The organism is Candidatus Dadabacteria bacterium, from assembly GCA_026708565.1.
In the GTDB taxonomy this organism is placed as follows: domain Bacteria; phylum Desulfobacterota_D; class UBA1144; order Nemesobacterales; family Mycalebacteriaceae; genus Mycalebacterium.
Genome location: JAPOUR010000003.1, coordinates 21,800 through 44,931, shown reverse-complemented (window position 1 = coordinate 44,931; position 23,132 = coordinate 21,800). Strand labels below are relative to the sequence as shown.

The following is a 23,132-nucleotide window of genomic DNA, read 5'->3' as shown; positions in this document are numbered from 1 at the left end:
ATGGTTTCGTATTGTGTTTGCAAGATTGAGGTAAGAAAGTCTAAAGTCATGTCCCCATTCTGAGAGACAATGAACTTCATCAATAACTGCATAGGCAATTGAGAATCTATCATTGACTCGCCTTAAATAATCTCTAAATGATTTAATTTGAAATCTTTCCGGTGTAATTAAAATGAAAAGATACTTCCCTTCTCCGAATTCTTTCATTGTTCTTTCTCTGGTTTCTGGGTCATCGTCACTTGTTATGTAGTTGGTTCGGGTAAAATATACAGAGTCCAGTTCATCTTTTTGGTCATACATCAAAGATTTGAGTGGGCAAACTACAAAGCTGATTGCCGGTTGAAGGATGGCTGACAATTGATAACAGACAGACTTGCCTGCTCCAGTAGGAAGAAGTCCAATTGTGTCATTGCACGATAGCGCGTTTACAATAATGGCGAGTTGCCCCTCTCTGAAATTGCGAGTGTCTAAATTAAGGTTTTCATTGTTTTGAAGAAAGATGTTTAGCAACAAAAACCACAAAGATGCTTCATCAGAAGATTCTTCTCCAATTTTCAGTTTATACTTTATCTTTTGTTTGTATGTAGAGACTTGAAAGTGGTCGTAGAACTCATCCAGATAGTCATTTCTTACAAATATAATACTTTCATTGTCTTGTGCGCTTTCATCGTGTCGTTGTAGGAGGCTAAAGTCAATTTTGATGGTTGCTTTTGTAGAGTGAATTTTATCATTTATCTTGTATTCTGGTTTTCTAAATTCCACTTTTTGTAAGTTTAAAAGATGCTGAAACCATTCCAAAAGGTCTTCAATTGCGAGTTCGGCAAAACCTTTCACGTCTCTTTCTATGATTTCAAATGCCCATGGTTCGTTGAAATTGATGAGTCCACGCTCAAGGAGCTCCAACAAAAGAATCTGAAAACGCATTATTGCTGTAGCCAGATAGTTATGGTCTTGCAAATCTACACCATCCTTAAATGCTTTCTTGTAATCATTCAAGGAGATAAAAGTCTTGTTTTTTGCTCTGCGATTTTCTTGCTCTCTTATGATTCTATTTCTAATGGCTTCGATTTTCTTCCAGAAAGTTTTATTTTTTGATTTCAAATCGACAGTAGTGATTCTTACTGTCTCTATTCCTCGATCTTTTGCGTGACGGTCACGTCCAGAGTCATTCTCTTGCCTATTGCCATGCGGTCTTTTGGTGTCTGGATCTATACCGTCAATTTCAATGATTAAGCGAGCTTGAGGTAAATAGAAATCGACTTGTTGTCGTAAAAACTTTTGTTCTTCTTCACCATCTTTCGGTGGGATAATTACATTGATTGAAGCCTCAGGCAAAAGCAATTGTTGGATGAATTCATAATCTGGTAGTTCGCATTCTGACAAGTATCTGGGTAAGTCTTTAAAGAATTCTTTGGCGGGATTGTAGTCCTGTTTCTCATCCCCTTTGATGGTTTTGTCCCACTTCGGCAATTTTGTGTCAATTAAGGGGTAGGGTTTTTCAAAGACATCTCTATTCTCGTGGATTGCTCCAATCTTCTCTTGAAGAAAGGTTGACAGAAGTGTTGGTTTCCCCCGTTGGAGTATGTTCTTAAGAATGCAAATTGCTGGCAAGTATTTACTTTCAACCCTTTCACCCTCAAGGTTCTGGATTACAAAGTTGTGGTTGCTGTGAGAGTAGTTTGCTGTGTATCTCATCTTTACCTTCCAAGGCTTGAAGTTAACACCCCCGTGCGCGGGCTGTCAAAGGATTTACCGCACACTTCGGGCTGACGGACACCACCCTCATCCCCTCTGGATTCCGTGTCGGAGCACGGAATGACGGGCAGGTTTCCATTCCCTTACGGCGGTTTGGCATCGTATTCCGTTATCCGCATAAAACACGGATTCCGCAATATGGTCCTGTTTCTCCGCCCCGTCCCTTTGACAATCCCCCGTTTCCCTGTAACTTAAACCCCGTTTTGACGGAGGAGTCGCCATTACTCTCATAGACGACATATACACCAAAGTTGCCGTGCGCGGAGAGCCCTTGGAGTTTGAAGAGGCGCTCGCGCTTGCCGATATTCCATCGGCAAACGTGGGAGACCTTATGTGCGTTGCCCGCGATGTGACCAAGAAACACCACGGAGACGGCGTTTTTCTGCGCTCCATCATCTCCGCCCAGACCGGAAACTGCCCCGAAGACTGCTCCTTCTGCTCCCAGTCCGCCCATTACGACACAGACGTTGAAGCGCACCCGCTTATGGCGGACGAAAAGATACTTCGCGCCGCAAAACAGGCGGAAGCAATGGGCGCGATGGACTTTTGCATTGTGATAAGCGCCAAGGGGCCCACGCCGCGCATATTCAAACGCGTTCTCGGCGCGGTTGACCTGCTCGTGAGGGAAACGGGGCTGAAAGTGGGCTGCTCGCTCGGAGAACTTACCGAAGAACAGGCAATACTGCTCAAAGAACACGGCGTCTGGAGATACAACCACAACATTGAGACTTGCAGAAGCCATTTCCCGAACATTGTTACGACACACTCCTATGACGACCGCGTCAACACGGCGAAACTTGTTAAAAAAGTGGGCATGAACCTTTGCTCCGGCGGGATTTTAGGGATGGGCGAAAGTGTGCGCCAGAGAGTTGAATTCGCCTTTGAGTTAAGGGAACTTGACCCGAACTGGGTCCCCGTCAACTTCCTCAACCCGCGCCCCGGAACGCCGTTTTCCGCATTTGAGCCGGTTCAGCCGCTTGAAGCGGTGAAGATGATCTCAATATGGCGGCTCGTGCTTCCCGACAAAATACTGATGATATCCGGCGGCAGAGAAGTAACCCTCAGAGACCTTCAGTCCATGGGCGTATTCGCGGGCGCAAACGCCATGATAATCGGCAACTACCTGACCACGCCCGGCCGTTCCCCCGAAGAAGACCTGAGAATGCTGGAAGACCTCCAGATGCCGGTTCGCACCCACATAGAAAACTGAAAGAGAAGCCGGTGTCCCCCGCGCGTAAAAACATCTGGCACCCCTTCACTCAGATGAAGGAGCATGAAGAGTCCGCCCCGCTCATGATAGAAAAGGGCGAGGGCTCATACCTTACGGACTCCGACGGCAACCGCTACATAGACGGTGTTTCCTCCCTGTGGGTCAACATCCACGGGCACGGCGTTACGGAAATAGAGGACGCCATTAAACAACAACTTGAAAAACTGGGGCACAGCACACTGCTCGGGTTGTCAAACTCCGCCGCCGAGGGGCTTGCGGAAAAACTGGTCGCCGCCGCGCCGCCGGGGCTCTCAAAGGTTTTCTTTTCGGGAGACGGCGCGTCCGCCGTTGAAGTGGCGATTAAAATGGCGTTTCAGTATTGGAAGCACAAGGGAGAGGAGGGCAAAACCAAGTTTGTGTGCCTTGAAAACGGCTATCACGGCGACACGCTGGGGGCGGTGTCGGTGGGGGGGATTTCGCTGTTTCACGACACCTTCAAGCCGCTGCTGTTTGAGTCGTTCAAAGCCCCCTCATACTACTGCTACAGATGCCCGCTCTCAAAAAGTTACCCGTCCTGCGGGGTCGCCTGCGCGGACGAGATTGACGCTATATGCGCCGCCCATCCGGGGGAGATAGCCGCCATAATAGTTGAGCCGTTTGTTCAGGCGGCGGGCGGGATGATAGTGTCGCCGCCGGGCTACCTTGAGAAGGTCGGAAAGATAGCCGCAGAGCGCGGCGCGCTTCTTATAACCGATGAGGTCGCCACGGGGTTCGGCAGAACGGGAAAGATGTTTGCGTGCGAGCACGACGGCGTTACACCGGACATGATGGTTGTCGGCAAGGGGCTCACGGGCGGATACACGGCGCTTTCCGCCACCCTGACCACGGAGCGCATATACGAGGCGTTCCTCGGCGACTACGAGGAGTTCAAAACTTTTTTTCACGGGCACAGTTACTCCGGCAACCCGCTCGCCTGCGCCGCCGGTCTGGGCAATTTTGCCGCGTTTGAAAACAGAAAGACACTTGAAAAACTGCCGGAAAAAATAGAACTGTTTGAGAGCGAACTCAGAGAGTTTGCCTCGCTTGAAAATGTGGGAGACATAAGAAACAAGGGGCTTATGGCGGGCATTGAGATAGTGAAAGACCGGCGCACGAAGGAGCGCTATCCGGCGGCTGAGAGGATGGGCAAACGGATAACGGACAAGGCGATGGAATACGGCGTTCTTCTGCGTCCGCTCGGCGATGTGGTGGTTCTGATGCCCCCGGTGGGCATTGAGACGGAAGACTTGAGGAAACTTATGAAGGCGACCTACCGCGCCGTGCGGGAGGTGACGGACGGCGGGTAGCGCGGTTTGACGCGCCGCCCGCCCTTGTGTTAGTTTTACGGGCGGAGTCGGGGGGCTTCATTTACGGGAGCTAATTGGCTGTGCTGGACTGTATTAAAAATGGTTGCGCGGGTGTGAGGAAATCCGGAAAGAGCAAGGCGCGCGCGCCGGACACCCCTTATACGGGGATAACCGCGCCGACTTATCAGATTGAAAAACGGCGGCTTCAATACGAACTTCTCAAAATTCAGCAGGATGTTGTGAAAAAGGGACGCCGCCTTGCCATACTGTTTGAAGGCAGGGACGCGGCGGGCAAGGGCTCAACCATCAAGCGGTGTGTTGAGCACCTTATGCCGATGCACTACAAGGTGGTGGAACTCGGCGTGCCCACGCCGCAGGAGTCAAAAAACTGGTTTCGCCGCTACAAAAAACACCTGCCCGCGCCGGGCGAGATGGTCTTTTTTGACCGCTCATGGTACACCCGCGCCCTTGTGGAGCCCACCATGGGATACTGCACAGAGGCCCAGTACAAGTATTTCATCAAAAAAGTGCTCGGATGGGAGGAATCCCTTCTGAGGGAGGGGTTTGAGATAGTGAAGTTTTACCTCTCCGTTGATATTGAGACCCAGTTGATACGTTTTAACGAGAGGATTAAAGACCCGCTGAAATTCTGGAAACTGTCCAAAAACGACCTGAAGGCGCGGAAGAAATGGGAGCGTTTTTCCGCATACAAAGAGCAGATGTTCTCCCGCACCTCGTCCGGGCGGCTGCCGTGGGTTGTGGTGAACTCAAACTCAAAGAATGAAGCGGTGTTGACTTGTATGCTTTATCTGACTTATCTTAACAAAACGGGATTTGTTCCGCTCACCGGGGAGATGGTGGAGACACGTTACGACATTGAGCTTGACGGAGTGGCATTCAAGGGGTTGAGCGCAAAGCAATACGCCGTTATGGCGAACCTGATTGCCGACTGAGCGGGTTTTGGAAGACTCATACGAAAACGGATTTGTGGAAGCGGCGGGCCTTGGCAGGATTGAGGCTGCGGGCGGCCTGATAGTGAATCCGTCCGGCGGCGTGCTGTTCATAGCAAAGGGCGGCAAGTGGGACCTTCCCAAGGGCAGGGTTGAGCGCGGCGGGGGGTATGAGGAGACCGCCCTGCGGGAGGTGGTGGAGGAGACCTCCATTGAAAAAGACCTCATAAGGATAGCAAACCCCCTTTGCCACACATGGCACACCACTTCCTACGGCGGCAAAATCTACATCAAAAAGACGGTTTGGTTTGTCATTGAATACGAGGGGAAGGGCGAAAATCTGCGTCCGCAGGTTGAAGAGGGGATAACGGAATGCCGCTGGATTCATCCCGGCAATTTCAAGGCGTACAGGGGGGGGATGCGCCCCCGCATAGACTATGTGACAAACCTGTGGAAAAAGGTGTTTTTTGAAGCAAACTCCCACAGGTTTCCCGTTACGGATTCAAGGGCGCGGGAGGCCGTTTAGCGCGCGCTCTCCGGCAATGGAAACACCGCTGGGCTGGCTTGAAGGCGAACTGTCCCTGATACGGGAGAGGGGGCTTTTCCGCGAACTGACCGCGATTGAGACGGGGCAGACGCCGGAGGTTTTAATCGGCGGCAGGCCTTATGTTCTTCTCGGCTCAAACGGGTATCTGGGGCTTTCCACCCGTCCGGAGGTCAGGCGGGCGGCGTCCCGCGCCCTTGAGAAATACGGCGCGGGCAGCGGCGGCTCGCGCCTTGTAAGCGGAACAACCGACCTTCACGCCGAACTTGAGGAAAGAATCGCCGCATTCAAAAAAACCGAGGCGGCAATAGTGTTCAGTTCGGGATACCTTGCCAACACGACAACCATACAGGCGCTTGCCGGGCCGGGGGATGTTGTTTTCAGCGATGAGTTGAATCACGCCTCAATCATTGACGGCTGCCGGATATCGGGCGCGGAGGTGAGGGTTTTTCCTCATCTGGATTTTGACGCTCTCGCCGCCCTTTCGGCGCAAAGCCCCCCCGGTGTGAAAAAACTTATAGTCACCGACACGGTTTTCAGCATGGACGGCGACCTTGCCGACCTTTCCGCGCTTTGCGGGGTTGCTGAAAAATACGGCTGCGCCCTGATGGTTGACGAGGCGCACGCCACGGGCGTTCTCGGCTCTCGCGGCAGCGGGGCGACCGAGCATTTTGGCGTTGAGAACAGGGTCTCCGTCGCCATGGGGACGCTTTCCAAGGCGGTGGGCTCAAGCGGGGGATACATAGCCGGAAGCCGGGCGCTTGTTGAGTTTCTAAGGAACAGGGCAAGGGGGTTTATCTTTGACACTTCCCCCGCCGCGCCCGCGCTTGCGGCGTCTCTTGCGGCGTTGGAGATAATAGAGGGGGACACGGAGTTGCGCGACCGTTTGTGGAGGAATGTCGGTATGTTCAAAGACGGCCTTGCCGCGATGGGGCTTAATGTTCTGCCCTCGCAATCGGCGATTGTTCCGGTTTTGGTCGGGGAGCCGGATGAGGCGATGAGGTTTGCGTCCGTTCTGCGGGACAACGGCGTTTACACCCCCGCCGTCCGTCCGCCGTCCGTTCCGCCGGGCAAATGCAGAATACGGGCGACAATAATGGCAACCCACACAGAAGCGCACATTGAAAAAGCGTTAAAGGCGTTTGAGAAGGCGAAGGCGGCTTTGCGTTAACGGTTTTACAGAACTGCTCTGCTTTGTGTCTATTGTGTGGTTATAATCTTTTGTTATTGATTAGTTGATTAGCATTCGGGAGGCGGTAAAATTGTATACCCGTTGCAAAAGGAGAGTTGCCAATGGCCAAGACTAAAAATGAGCGTTCCAAAGTAGTGTATGCAGGCCCTCTGACTATGGAGGATGCCAGAGAGTTCAAAAAAATTGCCAAGGAATGGGGTCGCAAGGCTTGCAGGACAAAGGAAACTGCCAGAGCGGAGCTCCGCAAGATGGGCATACTCAGGGCTGACGGCCGCCTGACCAAGAGATACTCCAGATAAATGGACCGGCTGGTATCCAGTTTTATTCTCGGCTACCACGGTTGCGACAAATCCGTTGCTGACCGGCTCGTTAAGGGAACAGAGTCTTTCAAGCCCAGCAATAACGATTACGATTGGCTGGGTTCTGGGATTTACTTTTGGGAGGCAAATCCCCGGAGAGGGCTTGATTTTGCTCGTGAGTTGGAGAGTCGCAGAGAAGGCAATATTAAAACCCCCGCTGTAGTGGGCGCTGTGATTGAACTGGGATTGTGTCTGGACTTGACGTCTAATGCGGGGATTGAGCACTTTGTGGATGCCTATAAGCAAATTGAGGCCATATCCAAGAAAGCGGAAATGCCACGGAACAGTCAGGATTTGTTACAGCGCAAATTGGATTGTGCAGTCATAAAGAAGGTTCATGAAATGCGGGAAGAAGACGGCAAACCCCCTATTAACACTGTTCGCGGGGTTTTTATAGAGGGCAAACCGGTGTTTTGCGGGTCCGGTGTTTATGAAAAAACCCATATTCAGATTGCTGTGCGCGACTTGGATTGTATCAAAGGAGTTTTCCAAGTGCCGCCCCGGTTTCTAACATAGCGGGACGGTTTCAGTGAATTATCTGTTTTAGTTGTTTTTCTCCCCGTAAATCCGCAAAGCCGCATCCAGAATTTTATGTCCGAGTTCGTCTTTTGTCATAAGAGGTAATCTTTCCGGTTTTTCTCTCTCCGTTATGAAAACCGCCCGGTTTGTGTCCGTGCCAAAGCCCGACCCTTCGGACGACACATCGTTTGCCACTATCAGGTCGGCGTTTTTCTTCCTGAGTTTTTCCCGCGAGTTTTTAACCAGCGACTGCGTTTCCACAGAAAAACCAGCGACAACGGCGTTTTTCCCGCGCCTTTTGCCGACCTCTTCAAGTATGTCGGGAGTTCTTTCAAGTCGCAGGCTCATGGTTTTGCCCGTTTTCTTTATCTTTTCCGCCTCCTCGCTCGCGGGCGCGTAGTCCCCGACCGCCGCCGCTTTAACAATGAAGTCCGCCCCCGGCAGGTTTTCCATAACCGCGTCAAACATCTCCTTTGCCGTTTCCACTTCCACAAGCCGCATTCCGGGAAGTTCCATGCCCGCTCCCGCGCCCGAAACCAGAACCACCTCCGCTCCCCTCATCCACGCCGCCCGCGCAACGGCGCGCCCCATCTTTCCGGTTGACGGGTTGGAGATAAAGCGCACGGGGTCTATTCTCTCGCGGGTCGCGCCCGCCGTAACAAGCAGTTTCTTTCCGGCAAGGTCGTCCGGCGCAAACACCTTTTCCACCGCAGCGACTATGTCCCCGGTTTCACTCAGCCGCCCCTTGCCCTCCCATCCGCACGCGAGGTCTCCCTCGGCGGGGCCTACCAGAATGATTCCCGCATCCTGAAGTTTTTCCAGATTGCCGCGCACAATCGGGTTTGAATACATGTTCACATTCATTGCGGGGCACACAATCACCGGGGCGCGGGTGGCAAGCATCACCGCCCCCGGCAGGTTGTCCGCAATGCCGGCGGCCGCCTTTCCGATGAATGATGCGGTTGCCGGAGCCACCACAACCGCGTCCGCCCCGTCCGCAAGGGATATGTGGCCTATTTCAGATTCCCACTCAAGGTCAAACGGGTCGGAGGCGACCCTGTTTCCCGACAGCGTTTGAAGCGTGAGCGGGGAGACAAACTCGCGGGCGTTTTTTGTCATAACGACACGCACCCGCGCGCCGAGACGGATGAACTCCCTTGTAAGTTCGCAGGACTTGTAAGCCGCTATGCCGCCGGTAACGGCCAGAACTATGGTTTTTCCCTCAAACGCTCCCATGCCTACAAGTCCGTTACCGCTCCCTCGGACGCGGACGCGACAAGTTTTGCGTATTTGGCGAGCGCGCCGGTCTTTTCCTTCGGGGCGGGCTCTTTCCACGCGGCGGCCCTGCGCTTCATCTCCGCCTTTGAAACCGGGGTGTTTATTTCCCTTTTTGCCGCGTCTATGACGATTGTGTCGCCGTTTTTTATCAGGGCAATCGGGCCGCCCACGGCGGCTTCCGGCGTTACATGCCCCACCACAAAGCCGTGGCTGCCGCCGGAAAATCTGCCGTCCGTTATAAGTGCCACATCGTCTCCGAGACCCCTTCCCACGACCGCCGCCGTGGGTCCCAGCATTTCCCTCATTCCGGGCCCGCCCTTCGGCCCCTCATACCGCACCACAATCACATTTCCCTTTTTGATTTTGCCCGCGAGTATCGCTTTCATGCACTTTTCCTCGGAGTCAAAAACAACCGCCTTGCCGCTGAACCTGCTTCCCTCCTTGCCCGTTATCTTGGCGACCGCGCCGTCCGGAGCCAGATTTCCGCGCAGTATCACGAGGTGGCCGTCTTTCTTGAGGGGAGTTTTGAGGGGAGCCACGATCTTCTGGCGCGCGGGATATTTTTTCACTCCGCGCAGATTTTCCTTGACCGTCCGCCCCGTTACGGTCAGGCAGTCTCCGTGGAGAAGCCCGCCGTCCAGCATGTTTTTCATCAGCGGAATCAGCCCGCCTATGCGGCAGAAGTCCGCCATCATGTATGTCCCGCTCGGCTTGAGGTCCGCCACGACCGGAGTGCGGCGGCCTATTTTTGTGAAGTCGTCAATGGAGAGTTTCACCTCCGCCGCCTTTGCCATCGCAAGAAGATGAAGCACGCTGTTGGTTGAGCCGCCCAGCGCCGTTACGACCGCTATGGCGTTTTCAAACGCTTTCTTTGTCATTATGTCGCGGGGTTTTATTCCGGCCTTCATCATGCGGACAACCGCCTCTCCGGCAAGCGAGCAGTCGCGGCTTTTATCCCGCGACACGGCGGCCTGAGCGGAACTGTTCGGCATGCTCATTCCCATCGCCTCAATGGCGCACGCCATTGTGTTGGCGGTATACATGCCGCCGCACGAGCCGGGACCCGGTATCGCCGCAGACTCTATTTGCTTTAGTTCGCGGTCTCCAATTTCCCCGCTCGCGTGAGCGCCCACGGCTTCAAAAACGGAAACTATGTCCACGTCCGCGCCCTTGTGACAGCCGGGCATTATCGTCCCGCCGTAAACAAAAACCGCCGGGCGGTTGAGGCGCGCGATTGCCATCATGCAGCCGGGCATGTTTTTGTCGCACCCGCCTATGGCAACCAGCCCGTCAAAACCCTCCGCCGCCGCAACCGTCTCTATTGAGTCCGCTATCACCTCGCGCGAAACAAGGGAGTATCTCATTCCGGGAGTTCCCATTGAAATGCCGTCCGAAACCGTGATGGTGTTGAAAATGACCGCCTTGCCGCCCGACCGGTTCGCCCCGGCGGCGGAATGAACGGCGAGTTTGTCTATGTGCATGTTGCACGGGGTTACCATGCTCCATGTTGAGGCAATTCCCACGACCGGCTTTGAAAAATCGGCGTCTTTGAAGCCGACCGCCCTGAGCATTGCGCGGCTCGGAGCGCGGTCGGGCCCTTCAACGTAAATTGACGAAAACCTTCTTGAATTGCTGTTTTTTGCCATAAAGCGCCTCCTCTCAAGCGCTTTTCATTGTATACGGATGCGAAAAGCAGTCAATCACACGGGTTTTCAGACGCCGGGGTCACCGTGATTCTGGCGAAATTGGAAACGGTGATTTTTTTCCACCGCGTGCCCCGTTTATTCCGTATGCAGAAGGATTTGTTGGTTGACGTTCCCCTGCGGTGAAACCATATCTTGCGCACTTCGGTTTTTCCGCTTTTCTGAAAAACTTCGTAGTCTATCGCGGTGTCAATAACCGCTTCGTCCGCCGCGCCGCAATTTCCCCCTTCCGCCACCGTGAAAAACCTCCATCTGTTTTCCCGGTTTGCCTCTCCCATCGGGACGCAGACGGCGTGGCTTTTTCCCTTTGCTACGGCGAGCATTTTGGTTCTTCTCATCTGAAAAACCACCCGCCGCGCCGCGCTTTCAAATTTGGAGTTTTCCGCATACCGGATGAGAAAGGGAACCGAAACCCCGACCGCCCCCGCCGCGAGCGCGAGCACAAGCAGCATCTCAAAAAGCGAGTATCCGCGCTCTCTTTTCACCGGTTTTCACCGTCCGCATGCCGCCAGTTTCTGATCTTTACCGCCCCGTTTTGCGCCGAATAAACCGCCTCAACAACGGTTGAAAAATTTCCCGCCTTTCCTTCCGCCCTGAGCAGAAAACCGTCCGGCAGGGTTTCCGCCCCCGTTACGCCCGCCACCGAGGTTTCCACTTCGGACACGCAGTCCGCAACGCCGTCTTCCGCCATGCACAGTTCCATTTCCATCTCGGCCTCGGCGAGAATTCTTTCCGTTTCCCGGAGTGATTTGGCGTCTTGCAGCCGGTTGAATAAAATTTTCAAATCCGAAACCGATATAAAGAACGCGGTTGCCGCGACCGCGGATGTTATCGCCACAAAGAGAAGGGACACAATCACCGCAAAACCTTTTTCCCGTTTTTTCATCTAAATGTTTCTGGGGCTGGCAACCGCCGAATAGGTTTTTATTTCCGGCGCGCTCCCGAAGCCGTGAAGGCTCAGGGTCAGTGAAACCTTTACCGCTTCAACGTCTTCCATGTTTTCCGGCATGTCCTGAAAATCACTTTTCCCGCTCTCAAAAAATCCGATTTGGAAATCCTCAACCTTTACCCCGGCGTCAGCCGATGTCAGCGACTGGGTTCTGGAACTGTCGCTGTTGCGAATTTTCAGGACGCCGCCGTCAACGAAAAAAGTTTTTTTCACGGCTTCCGAGCCGTCGTAGGAAACGCTCTCAAATGTTATGCAGTCCGTCCCGTCCTTTTTTGCCAGCAGGGGGTCGCACCCGTTTCCGTCTTTCCGGACGCCCCCGCCCCCGTCAACGAAAACAATAGGCGGCGCGCTCCCTCCAAACCCGCCGGCGCTTCTGATCTCCCGTGAAATTATGGCGAGAATGGAATATGCCGCATGGTCCATCTCGCTTGAGGTTTTCTGCGTCAGGCCGCTCTTTGACTGATGACGCAGGACGAAAAGCCCCGCGGTCGTCAAAACCGCCAGAAGGAAAGAGGCGAAAAGAAATTCCAGCAGGGTGAACCCGCGCGCTTCATCTCTACGGAACATAGATAAACTGCTCGCTCCTGAAAGAGTGTTTTCCGGCGCATGTTATGTATTTTATTTTTACCACGCCGCTTGCGGCTTCGGGAGCGCGGCAAACCCTGCCGGATTTTTCCCCGAAATCCCGGCATTCCGTTCCCGAAAGATTTGAGCACGAAAGCCGGGACGCCCGCGTGTGCCTGAACAATGTTTCAACCGCGTTTGCCGCGCCGGATTTTATAAGAGACCTGAGCCGCCCCCGGTCGGTCTCCATCAGCGACTCAATTTCATTTTGCGCGAGTGAAAACTCTTCGGCGCGGGCGCGGTTTTGAAGGGTGAGCGAGTTAATTTCAAGCGCGGCGGCTATCCCCACCGAGGCGATAAGCATTGCGAAAAGCGCCTCCAGAAGAGTAAATCCTTTTTCGTCAGACTTCATTTACCCTGGAAAATAAATTGTCCCCTTTTTTGACCCGCGCCCCGCTTCCGAGCGCGCCCCACTCAAAGGAGGTTTCTTTCCCGCCGGACCGCCCGATGGTATTTTCAAACCCCAGTTTTTCCCAGAGCCGTCCGGCGGCGGCGGGCATAAAAGGGTGGGAGTGAAGGGCGACAATTCTCAGTATTTCGCAAAGCGTCCACAAAACCCGCGACAGTTTTTCTTTTTCCCCTTTTTTGTGCATCTCCCACGGTTTTGTCTCTTCAACAAATCTGTCCGCCTCGCCTATCAGTTTCCACAGGGAGGCAAGGGCTTTGCCGGGAGCCACGCCGTCCATCGCGGCGGAAAAGTCCCGTGTCATCTCCCCGGCCTGCCGCCGCAGCGGGGCGTCTTCCGCAAGCGCCTCCCCCGGCTCCGGAATCGCGCCGTCAAAATACCGCTCAACCATTCCAAGGGCGCGGCTTGCAAAATTCCCCAGACCGTTTGCCAGGTCGGAATTGATGCGCGCCGCGAGCGCCTTCCGGGAGAAATCCCCGTCGCTTCCGAAGGGGATTTCCCTCATCAGAAAATACCTGAAGGCGTCAACGCCGAACTCGTCCGCAATCTCCGGGGGGCTTACGACATTGCCGAGGGATTTGGACATTTTCTCCCCCTCAACCGTCCACCATCCGTGGGCGAAAACCCTTTCCGGCGGGGCAAGCCCGGCGGACATCAGAAAGGCGGGCCAGTAAACGGCGTGAAATCTCAATATGTCTTTGCCGACCAGATGCAGGCTGGCGGGCCATGTTTTCGCAAATCTTTCGGGGTCGGATTCGTATCCCGCCGCGGTCAGGTAGTTGGAAAGCGCGTCAAACCACACGTACATAACGTGGCGGGGGTGTCCGGGAACGGCAATTCCCCACGAGAAGGTGGTGCGGCTTATGCTCAAGTCCTTCAGACCGGACTCAACAAAACTCCGCACCTCGTTCATCCTCTCTTTCGGCATGACAAAGCCGGGATTTGTTTCGTAGTGTTCAAGCAGCCTGTCCCGGTAGGCGGAAAGGCGGAAGAAAAAGCATTCCTCTTTGATTTTTTCAAGAACGGGGCGTTTTTCGGGCGGCAGTTTGTTTATCTCGTCAAGCCGGGTCGCCGTGATAAAACTCTCCTCGCGCACGTCATACCAGCCCTCATACTCTCCCGGATATATGTCGCCGTTTTCAAAGGCGGCGCTGAAAAGTTTTTGGGCGCATCGCTTGTGCCTTTCCTCGGTGGTGCGGATAAAGTCATCGTTTTCTATGCGCAGCAGGCCCCAGAGAGAGTGAAACCTCTCCACGACCTCATCGGCGAGTTCCAGCGGCGTCCGCCCCGCGCGCGCGGCGGCCTGTTCTATCTTTCTGCCGTGTTCGTCCGTTCCGGTCAGGAAAAAAACATCGTCTCCGCACAGCCGCCGCCAGCGCGCGAGCGCGTCCGCCGCCACGGTTGTGTAGGCGTGCCCGATGTGAGGCAGGTCGTTCACATAGTAAATGGGGGTGGTGATGTAATGTTTCTTCATACCGGCTCAAAAACGGATATGGAACTGCCCGGAACCTATGTAGGAGCGCATGCCGTTCCAGAAGTCAACCCTGTAACCCACCCTGAAGGCAAGATTTCTGTGGTCCGACAGAATCAGTTTTCCGCCGACAAAATAACGTATGTCATCCGCCGTCTGCGGACGCAGCACCGTGTAATCCGCCCCAAGCATGGAGGCGGCCACATTCTCTTCATCCGCCGCCGCAAAGTCGTAGTAAACGCCCGCCTCTATCTCCGGCTGGACGATTGTCCTGAGCCCCGCCTTGAGAGGGTTGAAAGCGGCGTTTATTCTTGCGCCCGCTTCGGCGGAAGTCATGGTTGACCGCCCGAACGAGATATTCATCCCGCCGTTTTCGGAATAACCGTCCGCGCTGACCTGCGACAGGGTGAAGGAGATGTCGGGCTTTATCCTCACGGGCAGGTTGCGCAGGATCTCAAGCCCCGCGGACACGCGCCCGCCGTAAACCAGTATGTCGGTTTTTCCCGTGATGGTTTCACCGAGGGACAGCAGAGCCGAACTCCTTTCGGAATCGTATTCGTGCGTTCCCGCCGCAAGCACCGCCCTCAGAGACAGCCCGCCCGATTCGTAGTTGGAATAAAGGGCTCCGTGGAAGCCGCTGGTTTTTTCGGTCACGCGCTCGCGTCTGGTTTCAAGGAAGGTGGCGGCGCCTGAAATTCCCACTCCCATTTTTGAGTCAAACAGGGCTCTGTAAACCCCCGCCGAGTATCCGCGCGAACCCGTTTTGTAGAGGCCGCCCGAAGAGGTTTTCTCAAACCCGGACGCAAAAACGCGGTGTGTGTCATTCTCCGAGCGCTCATCCCACGGCATAAGCCGGACGGCTTCCACCGCCTTTTCCTCTATGGAATCAAACAAAACCCTCTGCAAGTCAATTATTTCGTAGTTGACCCCCGCGTGCTCGCTCGGAACAAGAGAGCGGACGGCCCCCTCAAGAACCGTGCGGCCGTCCAGCTGGCTCACCACGCCCCCCACATCCGAACCGGTCTCCACGCGCCTGTTCCGGAGCGCGCGGTGCACCGCCACGAGAAGTTCGCGCGAGTTGTCATTTTCAAATCTTTCCTCTATCTCTTCGCGCGCCCCCTCCTCGGAGTCCAGCGCGAGGAGGATATTGTCCGGGCGGACGACAATGTCCGTAAACAGGCCGGGGTCTGAGAAGTTGGCGCTCTCCGTGTTTGCGGTGTCGCCCGTGAACAGGGTGATGGCGGAGTCGTTAATGTGCGAGAATCTGACCACGTCAAAGTCTCCCACCGCAATGGCGGCGTTGGGGCCGGCGTGAATTGCGTCCGCCGTTATCGCGCCGGAGTTGGCGCCGGTCTCCATGCCGCTTGCCGTTTCAATGTTTATGCTGAAGGCGACCGCCCCTTCGTCAATCCGCACGTCTCCGCCGCTTTCAAGGTTCAAGGGACGCTGAACAAACAGAGTTCCCTCTCCGGTTTTGCGCAGGGATTCAAAGTTTCTGTAAAGTTCCGTGTCGCCCACATTTTCCCCGTTAAAGGACATGAACGAATTTGCGCCCACATCAAACAGCATCGTGTCCGTCCCGCCGAGCCCGTCCACATAATCCACATGGTCGCCCTCATCACCGGCAACCTCCCATGTGTTCACCCCGCCTGAAAGAAGGGCGTTCTCAAAATTTGTGTATCGCGCAAGCGCGTTTCCGCCGTGGTCGCCGTCTCCGAAAACAATGGCGTCCTCCCCGGCACGCCCGTTTATTTCAATCAGGCCGTCTTCGCCGCCCGCAACTTCCCACCTGTTGTCCGTGTCCGAAAGGGAGGCGCGTTCAAAGTTTCTGTAAAACCTTTCCGCGCCGACATTCGCCGCGCTGTGATTCCCGTTTCCAAAGGAAAGGGTGTCCGTTCCCCCCCTTGCGTTTATCCACCGCCACCCGTTCATTGCGTTCATGTCCGCCGCCGAGTTCACCGTCCATGTGTCGTCCCCGTTTCCGGTTCCGACCGCGACTTGCTCAAAATTCGCATAGTTGGCGTAATCGCCCGACCCGATGTCGCCGGGCGAGAACGATGAGTCCGAGGCGTTGAAAATGCCGTCTCCTCCGGCGTCGGCAAGCAGGTCTTCCAGTGTGTCCACTCCTCCGAGCGCGTTAATTGAGAGCAGTTCCGTGTCTCCCCCGCTGACAAACCACGCATTGTTTCCCGCAGACATCTCCACGCGCTCAAAGTTTCTGTAAAGGGCATTCGCGCCGATGTTTGCCGCGCTGTGGTTGCCGTCTCCCAGCAGGAGCGTGTCCGAGTCCGAGCCGTCCCCGGCGTCCAGCGCGTCTATGGCTACAAGCCCCCTTTCGTCCGCGGCGTTGGCCGTCCATTCGTTGTTTCCCACCGAAAGCGCGGCGACCTCAAAGTTTCTGTAGAACATGTTCGCGCCGACATTTGCCGCGCTGTGGTTTCCATCGCCGAATATAAGCGTGTCGGGCCCGCCGCGCGCATCCACAAAGTCAACATTGCTGTCTCTCTCCGTGATTGTCCACGAATCCTGTCCGCCCCCCAGTTGCACGCGCTCAAAGTTTCTGTATCTGGCTTCCGCGCCGATGTTCACCGCGCTGTGGTTTCCGCCGAGAACCCTTCCCGCCGGATTGAGTTGCTCAAACCTCAACACATCCGTTCCGGCAAGCGCGTCTATGTAGGAGAGGCCGGAATCAGCCGCGCTGACAGTCCAAACGTCTTCTATTGCGGAGAGGCGCGCCCTCTCAAAGTTTCTGTATCTCTCAAGCACCGACCCGTCGTGACTGCCGTTTCCGAACTCAAGGGTGTCAAACCCGCCGAGCGCGTCAATCTCGTCAATGCCCGAATCGTTCTCGGTGATGGTCCACGTGTTGCTTTCCGTTGAGAGCCCCGCGCGCTCAAAGTTTCTGTAAAACCTGCGCGCGCCGATGTTTGAGGCGTCATGGTTGCCGTCTCCCAGCGAGAGCGTGTCATATCCCTCCCTCGCGTTTATCCATGCCCAGTCTTTGCCGAAGTCATCGTTTGACGCCGTCCACAGGTCATCTCCGTTTGTCGTTCCGACCGCCACCCGCTCAAAGTTTTGGTATTTTGCGTAATCGCCCCCTCCGAGGTCGCTTTCGGAGAAGTCCGAGTCCGAGGCGTTGAAAATGCCGTCCCCCGTGTCCGGCAGCTGGTCTTCCAGAAAGTCGGTTCCGCCCAGCGCGTCTATTTCCGTAAGGTCGATGTCTCCGTCCGTCCTTTCCCATGAGTCGTCAAAACCCGAAAGCCGGGCGTTTTCAAACCCCCTGTAGCGCGCATTATCTCCCGTGTCCGAGGCGGTGCCCCGGCCCTGTGTGAACTCAAGGGTGTCTGTGCCGCCGAGCGCGTCTATGTATTCAAGGTTTTCATCCGTTCCCCGAACCGTCCAGACGTTTGCCGTGTCCGAGAGGCGGACTCTTTCAAAGTGCGCGTATTTGCCCCGTATGTGCACCTGCCCGTAGTTATCGGTGTTGCCGCCCAATACGATGGTGTCCCGGTTTCCGCCCATGGCGTCCACGTGTTCAATCCCGCTGTCTCTGGCGGTAACCGTCCACCAGTCGCCGTTTTCCGCGCCCGAAAGGCGGACGCGCTCAAAGTTTCTGTAAAGCCGGTCGTTGCCGATGTTCCGCGCGTCATGGTTTCCGTTTTCAAAGACGATGGTGTCAGCTCCGTTGAGCGCGTCTATCCACATAAGCCCGCCTTCACCGGCGGTGGCAGACCACACATTGTCTCCGGCGGACAGTTCGGCCCTCTGAAAGTTTCTGTATCTTTTGCCCGTGCCGATATTTGCCGCATCGTGGTCTCCGCTTCCCAGTATGAGGGCGTCCTCTCCTCCGAGCGCGTCTATGTAGGTGAGGTCGGAGTCATTCGCCCCGGCCGCCCAACTGTCGTCCCCGCCTGAAAGGGTGGCGCGCTCAAAGTTTGAGTATCGCGCAAGCGCGCTTCCGTCATGGTTGCCCGCGCCGAAAGCAAGGGTGTCCGTCCCTCCGAGCGCGTCTATTGTTTCAAGCCCGCCTTCGCCTACGGTAACAGACCAGATGTTGTCGCCGCCTGAAAGGGTCGCCCGCTCAAAGTTTCTGTAGAATTCGCCCGCGCCGACATCCGCCGCGCTGTGGTCGCCGTCTCCAAAGGCGAGCGTGTCAACCCCGTTCCTTCCGCTTACCCATTGCCAGTCTTTCGCCGCGTCTGCCGACCGGTCAACCGTCCAGACTTCATTGCCGCTTCCCGTTCCGACCGCCACTTGGTTAAAGTTCTGGTATCGCGTGTAAGCGCCCGTTCCGGGGTCGCTTGAGGAGAAGACTGAGTCCGAGGCGTTGAAAATGCCGTCCCCTCCGGCATCGGCAATCAGGTCTTCCAGCGTGTCCGTTCCGCCGAGCGCGTCTATTTCCGCAAGGCCGGTGTCCCGTCCCGTAACTGTCCACACATTGTTTCCGGCGGACAACTCCGCCCGCTCAAACTGCCTGTATTTCCCGTCCGCGCCGACATTCGCCGCGCTGTGGTCGCCGTTTCCAAATGCAAGCGTGTCTGTTCCCGCCATGGCATTCACATACTCAAGCCTCCCGTCCAACCCCGTAACCGTCCAGATGTTTTCCCCGGCGGAGAGATTTGCAAACTCAAACCCGGCGTATTTCGCCGTCATCTCGTGGTTTCCGTCCCCGAATTCAAGGGTGTCCGCGCCGCCGAGCGCGTCTATTGAGACCAGTCCGTCATCTTCCCCGCCGACCGTCCATGAGTTGTTTCCGGCGGACAGTTCGGCGCGCTCAAAGTTTCTGTAAAACAAGTTGTTGCCGATGTCTTGCGCGTCATGGCTTCCGTTTCCAAAGACAATGGTGTCCGTCCCGCCAAGCGCGTCTATCCACTCAAGCCCGCTTGAGCCTTCGCCCGCAGTAACAGACCACACATTGTTTCCGGCGGACAGTTCGGCGCGCTCAAAGTTCTGGTATTTTCTGCTCATGCCTATTTCCGCTGCGCTGTGGCTTCCGGCTCCGAAGCTGAGAAGGTCCGTCCCGTCAAGCGCGTCTATTTCTTCAAGTCCGGCGTCGCCCGCTCCGGCAAACCACGTGTTGTTCCCCGCGGACAGCTCGGCTCTCTCAAAGTTTCTGTAAAACCTGTTCGCGCCGATTGCCAGAGAGCTGTGGTTTCCGCTTCCCAGCAAAAGCGTGTCCTTTCCCTCTCTGGCGTTTACCCACTGCCATCCTTTCCCTGTGTCATCCGCGGCATTCGCCGTCCATGAGTCAGCCCCGTTTGTTGTTCCAATCGCAACCCGCTCAAAATTCCTGTATTTTGCGTAGTTGCCACTGAAGACTTGATTAGCGGAGAAGTCCGAGTCCGAAGCGTTGAAGATTCCGTCATCCCCGCCGTCCGCTATAAAGTCTTCCAGCGTGTCCGTCCCTCCGAGCGCTTCTATGCGGACAAATGCGTCATCCCCCTCAGTCACAGACCATGCGTCATCCCCGTCCGAGAGGGCGGCGCGTTCAAAATTCGCATACCCCACGCTGTTGTGATGTCCCGTGCCGAAGGCGAGCACATCGTCTCCGCCCATCGCGTCTATAAGCATCAGGTCGGAGTCGTTCGCCCCGGCCGCCCACCTGTCGTTCCCGTCTGAAAGCGTGGCGCGCTCAAAGTTTGAGTATCGCGCAAGCGCGCTTCCGTCATGGTTGCCCGCGCCGAAAGCAAGTGTGTCCGTCCCTCCGAGCGCGTCTATTGTTTCAAGCCCGCCTTCGCCTCCGGTGACAGACCAGATGTTGTCGCCGTCTGAAAGCGTGGCGCGCTCAAAGTTTCTGTAGAATTCCCCCGCGCCGACATTCGCCGCGCTGTGGTCGCCGTCTCCAAAGGCGAGCGTGTCAACCCCGTCCCTTCCGCTTACCCATTGCCAGTTTTTCGCCGTGTCAACCGGCGGGTTAACCGTCCAGACCTCATTGCCGCTTCCGGTTCCGACCGCGACTTGATTAAACCTCGCATAGTTGGCGTAATCGCCCGACCCGATGTCGCCGGGCGAGAAAGATGAGTCCGAGGCGTTGAAAATCCCGTCCCTTTCGCTGTCGGAAAGCAGGTCTTCCAGCGTGTCCGTTCCGCCGCCCGCATTCACACTGTCAAACTGGGCGTCTCCTGCGGTAACAGACCAGATGTCATCCCCGGCGGAAAGGTTTGCAAACTCAAAGTTTCTGTATCTTCCGCTGTTGTGGTGTCCCGTGCCGAAGGTCAGCGTGTCCGTTCCGCCGAGCGCGTCTATCTCCGCAAGGCCCGCGTCTCCGTCCGTGAACTCCCATGAGTTGTCTCCGTCCGACAACTCCGCCCTTTCAAAGTTTCTGTATTTCCCCTCCGCGCCGATGTTTGCCGCATTGTGGCCGCCGTCTCCCAGAGAGAGGGTGTCCGTTCCGCCGAGCGCGTCTATAATCTCAAGTTCGTCATCCTCCGCGCCGGCAGACCATGCGCCATCCCCGTCCGATAGTTCCGCCCTTTCAAAATTTCTGTAGAACCGGGCCGCGCCGGCATTTGCCGCGCTGTGGTTTCCGTCTCCAAAGGCGAGGGTGTCCGTCCCGCCCCTTGCGTTAATCCACCGCCACCCTTTCGCCGTGTCGTCCGCGGAGTTTACCGTCCATGTGTCGCTCCCGTCGGATGTTCCGACCGCCACCCGCTCAAAGTTCAGGTATTTCCGGTAATCGCCCGTTCCGGGGTCGCCGCTTGAGAAGTCCGAGTCCGAGGCGTTGAAAATGCCGTCTCTCCCGATGTCGGCGAGCCCGTCTTCCAGTGTGTCGCTTCCGCCGCCGGCATCTATTGACTGAAGCGCCGCATCATCGTCCGTGATTGTCCAGATGTCGGCGCTTGCCGACAGGTTTGCGCTCTCAAAGTTTCTGTATTTTCTTTCCGCGCCGATGTCTGCCGCGTTGTGGCTTCCCCCTCCCAGCGCGAGGGTGTCCGTTCCGCCGAGCGCGTCAATGATTTCAAGTTCATCATCTCCCGCGCCGACAGACCACGAGTTGTTTCCCGCAGACAGTTCCGCGCTCTCAAAGTTTCTATATTTTCCGCCAATCCCCGCGCCCGCCGCGCTGTGTCCGCCGTCTCCCAAAACAAGGGTGTCCGTTCCGGCAAGGGCGTCTATCGCCGTAAGGCCGGTGTCTCCGCCCGTAATTGTCCACGTATTGCTTCCGGCGGACAGTTCGGCGTTTTCAAAGTTCCTGTACAGTCTGTTCGCGCCGATGTCCGCCGCGTTGTGGCCGCCGTCTCCGAGAACAAGGGTGTCCGTTCCGCCGAGCGCGTTTATCGCCACAAGACCTTTGTCCACCTCCGTGGCGGTCCAGACATTGTCTCCGGCGGAAAGGTTTGCGAACTCAAAGCCCCTGTATTTTCTGGTCATTGTGTGATTTCCGTCTCCGAAGACAACCGTGTCCGTTCCAGCGAGCGCTTCTATGCGCTCAAGGTCGGCGTCTCCGTCCGTAACCGTCCAGATGTTGCCGCCCGCCGAAAGCAGGGCGCGCTCAAAGTTTCTGTAGAATCTGTTCGCGCCGATGTCCGAGGCGTCATGGTCGCCGTCTCCGAGATTGAGCGTGTCAAAACCGTCCCTTCCGCTTATCCACTCCCAAGTCTTGGTTGTGTCCGCCGCGCCCGCCGTCCATGTGTCGCTCCCGTCAGATGTTCCGACCGCAACCTGCTCAAAGTTCTGGTATTTTGCCGTGATGTCGCCCGCCGAAAAGTTAGAGTCCGAGGCGTTGAATACGCCGTCATCCCCGGCGTCCGCTATCATGCCCTCCAGCGTATCGGCGGTTCCGCCGCCCGCGTCTATCGCCGTGAGTTCATCGTCGTTTTCCGTAACAGACCATGAGTCATCCCCGTCCGACAGCGAGGCGCGCTCAAAGTTTCTGTACAGCCTCGCGCCGCCGATTTCCCTTGCGCTTCTTGCGGCCGCGTTTTCAAAGGCGAGCGTGTCGCCGCCGCCGTCCAGCGCGTCTATGTATTCAAAATCGGCGTCCCCGTCCGTTACCGTCCATGTATTGTCGTTGTCCGACAGCCGGGCGCGCTCAAAGTTTCTGTAACCCTCCGAGTTGTGGTTGCCGTCTCCGAACACAAGCAGGTCGGTTCCGGCAAGCGCGTCTATCTCCCGAAGCCCCGCATCTCCGTCCGTGAATTCCCACTCGTCATCGCCGTCGGAGAGGGTGGCGCGCTCAAAGCCCCTGTATCGTCTGTTTGCGCCGATGTCCGCCGCATTCCCGCTCACGTTTCCGAGAGCAACGGTGTCCGCTCCGCCCAGCGCGTCTATCCACTGAAGAGACGTGTCCGCGTCCGTTGCCGTCCACACATTGTTTCCGGCGGAAAGGTTTGCAAACTCAAAGTTTCTGTATTGCCTGTTCGCGCCGATGTCCGAGGCGTCATGGTCGCCGTCTCCGAGTATGAGGCCGTCCGTGCCGCTGAATGCGTCTATCCGTTCAAGGGCAAGGTCCTGCACGCTGATTGTCCACGCGTCATCTCCGACGGAAAGCATCACCCTCTCAAAGTTGCGAAACCGCCCGCCGGGTCTTATCCGGCTCGCGTTGTAAGAGCCGTTTGTTGTCAGAATTACGGTGTCCGTGCCGCCGCCGAAGTCCGCAAAAACTCCCTCCTCAAAAACATCAAGGTTGTCAATGACGAGTTCGTCCGCCGCATTTCCGGTCTGAATCAGGTTTTCCGTAACCGGAATGTCCGGCCTTACGACAACGGCTTCCGCCTCCGGGCACAGCAAGAACAGGGCGGCGGCAAACGCCGCGAGCCGATGGAAAAATTTTGTTGTGAATGCCTGCAAGAAGAAGATGGAAAAACCCTTCCGTATTTCGGGCAA

16 protein-coding genes are annotated in these 23,132 nt (G+C 56.0%); 7 read left to right on the top strand and 9 right to left on the bottom strand.

The genetic code is table 11. The features are described from left to right. Positions 1-1,695: DEAD/DEAH box helicase (locus tag OXF42_00975; protein ID MCY4046676.1), on the bottom strand; the 1,695-nt coding region annotated here is incomplete at its 3' end. Positions 1,696-2,026: 331 nt separating this feature from the next. Here OXF42_00975 and bioB point away from each other — a divergent pair. The 7 genes from bioB to OXF42_00940 all read left to right on the top strand — a co-directional run bounded on the left by bioB (position 2,027) and on the right by OXF42_00940 (position 7,872). Then, complete coding sequence (gene bioB / locus OXF42_00970) at positions 2,027-2,965, top strand: biotin synthase BioB (GenBank protein ID MCY4046675.1); 939 nt, start codon at positions 2,027-2,029, stop codon at positions 2,963-2,965. After that, positions 2,962-4,311 (top strand): adenosylmethionine--8-amino-7-oxononanoate transaminase, encoded by a 1,350-nt coding sequence (gene bioA / locus OXF42_00965; protein ID MCY4046674.1) that lies wholly within the window; start codon positions 2,962-2,964, stop codon positions 4,309-4,311. Before bioB ends, bioA begins: the two co-directional genes overlap by 4 nt. 113 nt (positions 4,312-4,424) lie before the next feature. Continuing rightward, positions 4,425-5,264: a polyphosphate kinase gene (locus OXF42_00960; GenBank protein MCY4046673.1), complete on the top strand. Its 840-nt coding sequence runs from the start codon at positions 4,425-4,427 to the stop codon at positions 5,262-5,264. Next, a complete protein-coding gene (locus OXF42_00955) occupies positions 5,254-5,787 on the top strand; it encodes an NUDIX domain-containing protein (protein ID MCY4046672.1) in 534 nt (177 codons plus the stop codon). Before OXF42_00960 ends, OXF42_00955 begins: the two co-directional genes overlap by 11 nt. Positions 5,788-5,803: 16 nt before the next feature. After that, positions 5,804-6,976 carry an 8-amino-7-oxononanoate synthase gene (bioF, locus tag OXF42_00950; GenBank protein MCY4046671.1) on the top strand — a complete coding sequence of 391 codons (1,173 nt, stop codon included), beginning with the start codon at positions 5,804-5,806 and terminating at the stop codon, positions 6,974-6,976. Between the two features lie 122 nt (positions 6,977-7,098). After that, a complete protein-coding gene (locus OXF42_00945) occupies positions 7,099-7,296 on the top strand; it encodes a hypothetical protein (GenBank protein ID MCY4046670.1) in 198 nt (65 codons plus the stop codon). Beyond that, complete coding sequence (locus OXF42_00940; GenBank protein ID MCY4046669.1) at positions 7,297-7,872, top strand: hypothetical protein; 576 nt, start codon at positions 7,297-7,299, stop codon at positions 7,870-7,872. 27 nt (positions 7,873-7,899) lie between these two features. On the opposite strand, the gene coaBC is transcribed toward OXF42_00940, so the two are convergent. Genes coaBC through OXF42_00900 form a run of 8 tightly spaced genes read right to left on the bottom strand, consistent with a single transcriptional unit; the run spans position 7,900 to position 23,132 of the window. Beyond that, positions 7,900-9,111 (bottom strand): bifunctional phosphopantothenoylcysteine decarboxylase/phosphopantothenate--cysteine ligase CoaBC, encoded by a 1,212-nt coding sequence (gene coaBC, locus OXF42_00935; protein MCY4046668.1) that lies wholly within the window; start codon positions 9,109-9,111, stop codon positions 7,900-7,902. Positions 9,112-9,113: 2 nt separating this feature from the next. Then, positions 9,114-10,799: a dihydroxy-acid dehydratase gene (gene ilvD / locus OXF42_00930; protein ID MCY4046667.1), complete on the bottom strand. Its 1,686-nt coding sequence runs from the start codon at positions 10,797-10,799 to the stop codon at positions 9,114-9,116. Between the two features lie 50 nt (positions 10,800-10,849). Continuing rightward, positions 10,850-11,341: a hypothetical protein gene (locus tag OXF42_00925; GenBank protein MCY4046666.1), complete on the bottom strand. Its 492-nt coding sequence runs from the start codon at positions 11,339-11,341 to the stop codon at positions 10,850-10,852. After that, entirely contained in the window at positions 11,338-11,742 is a 405-nt protein-coding gene (locus OXF42_00920; GenBank protein ID MCY4046665.1) for a hypothetical protein, read from the bottom strand. The genes OXF42_00925 and OXF42_00920 overlap by 4 nt, the downstream gene beginning before the upstream one ends. Beyond that, positions 11,743-12,372 carry a prepilin-type N-terminal cleavage/methylation domain-containing protein gene (locus OXF42_00915; GenBank protein ID MCY4046664.1) on the bottom strand — a complete coding sequence of 210 codons (630 nt, stop codon included), beginning with the start codon at positions 12,370-12,372 and terminating at the stop codon, positions 11,743-11,745. Further along, positions 12,362-12,781: a type II secretion system protein gene (locus OXF42_00910; GenBank protein MCY4046663.1), complete on the bottom strand. Its 420-nt coding sequence runs from the start codon at positions 12,779-12,781 to the stop codon at positions 12,362-12,364. The genes OXF42_00915 and OXF42_00910 overlap by 11 nt, the downstream gene beginning before the upstream one ends. Beyond that, positions 12,771-14,309, bottom strand: a complete 1,539-nt coding sequence (gene metG, locus OXF42_00905) for a methionine--tRNA ligase (GenBank protein MCY4046662.1) — start codon at positions 14,307-14,309, stop codon at positions 12,771-12,773. The genes OXF42_00910 and metG overlap by 11 nt, the downstream gene beginning before the upstream one ends. A 6-nt stretch (positions 14,310-14,315) precedes the next feature. Next, on the bottom strand, positions 14,316-23,132 hold the full coding sequence (locus OXF42_00900) for an autotransporter outer membrane beta-barrel domain-containing protein (protein ID MCY4046661.1): 8,817 nt from the start codon (positions 23,130-23,132) through the stop codon (positions 14,316-14,318).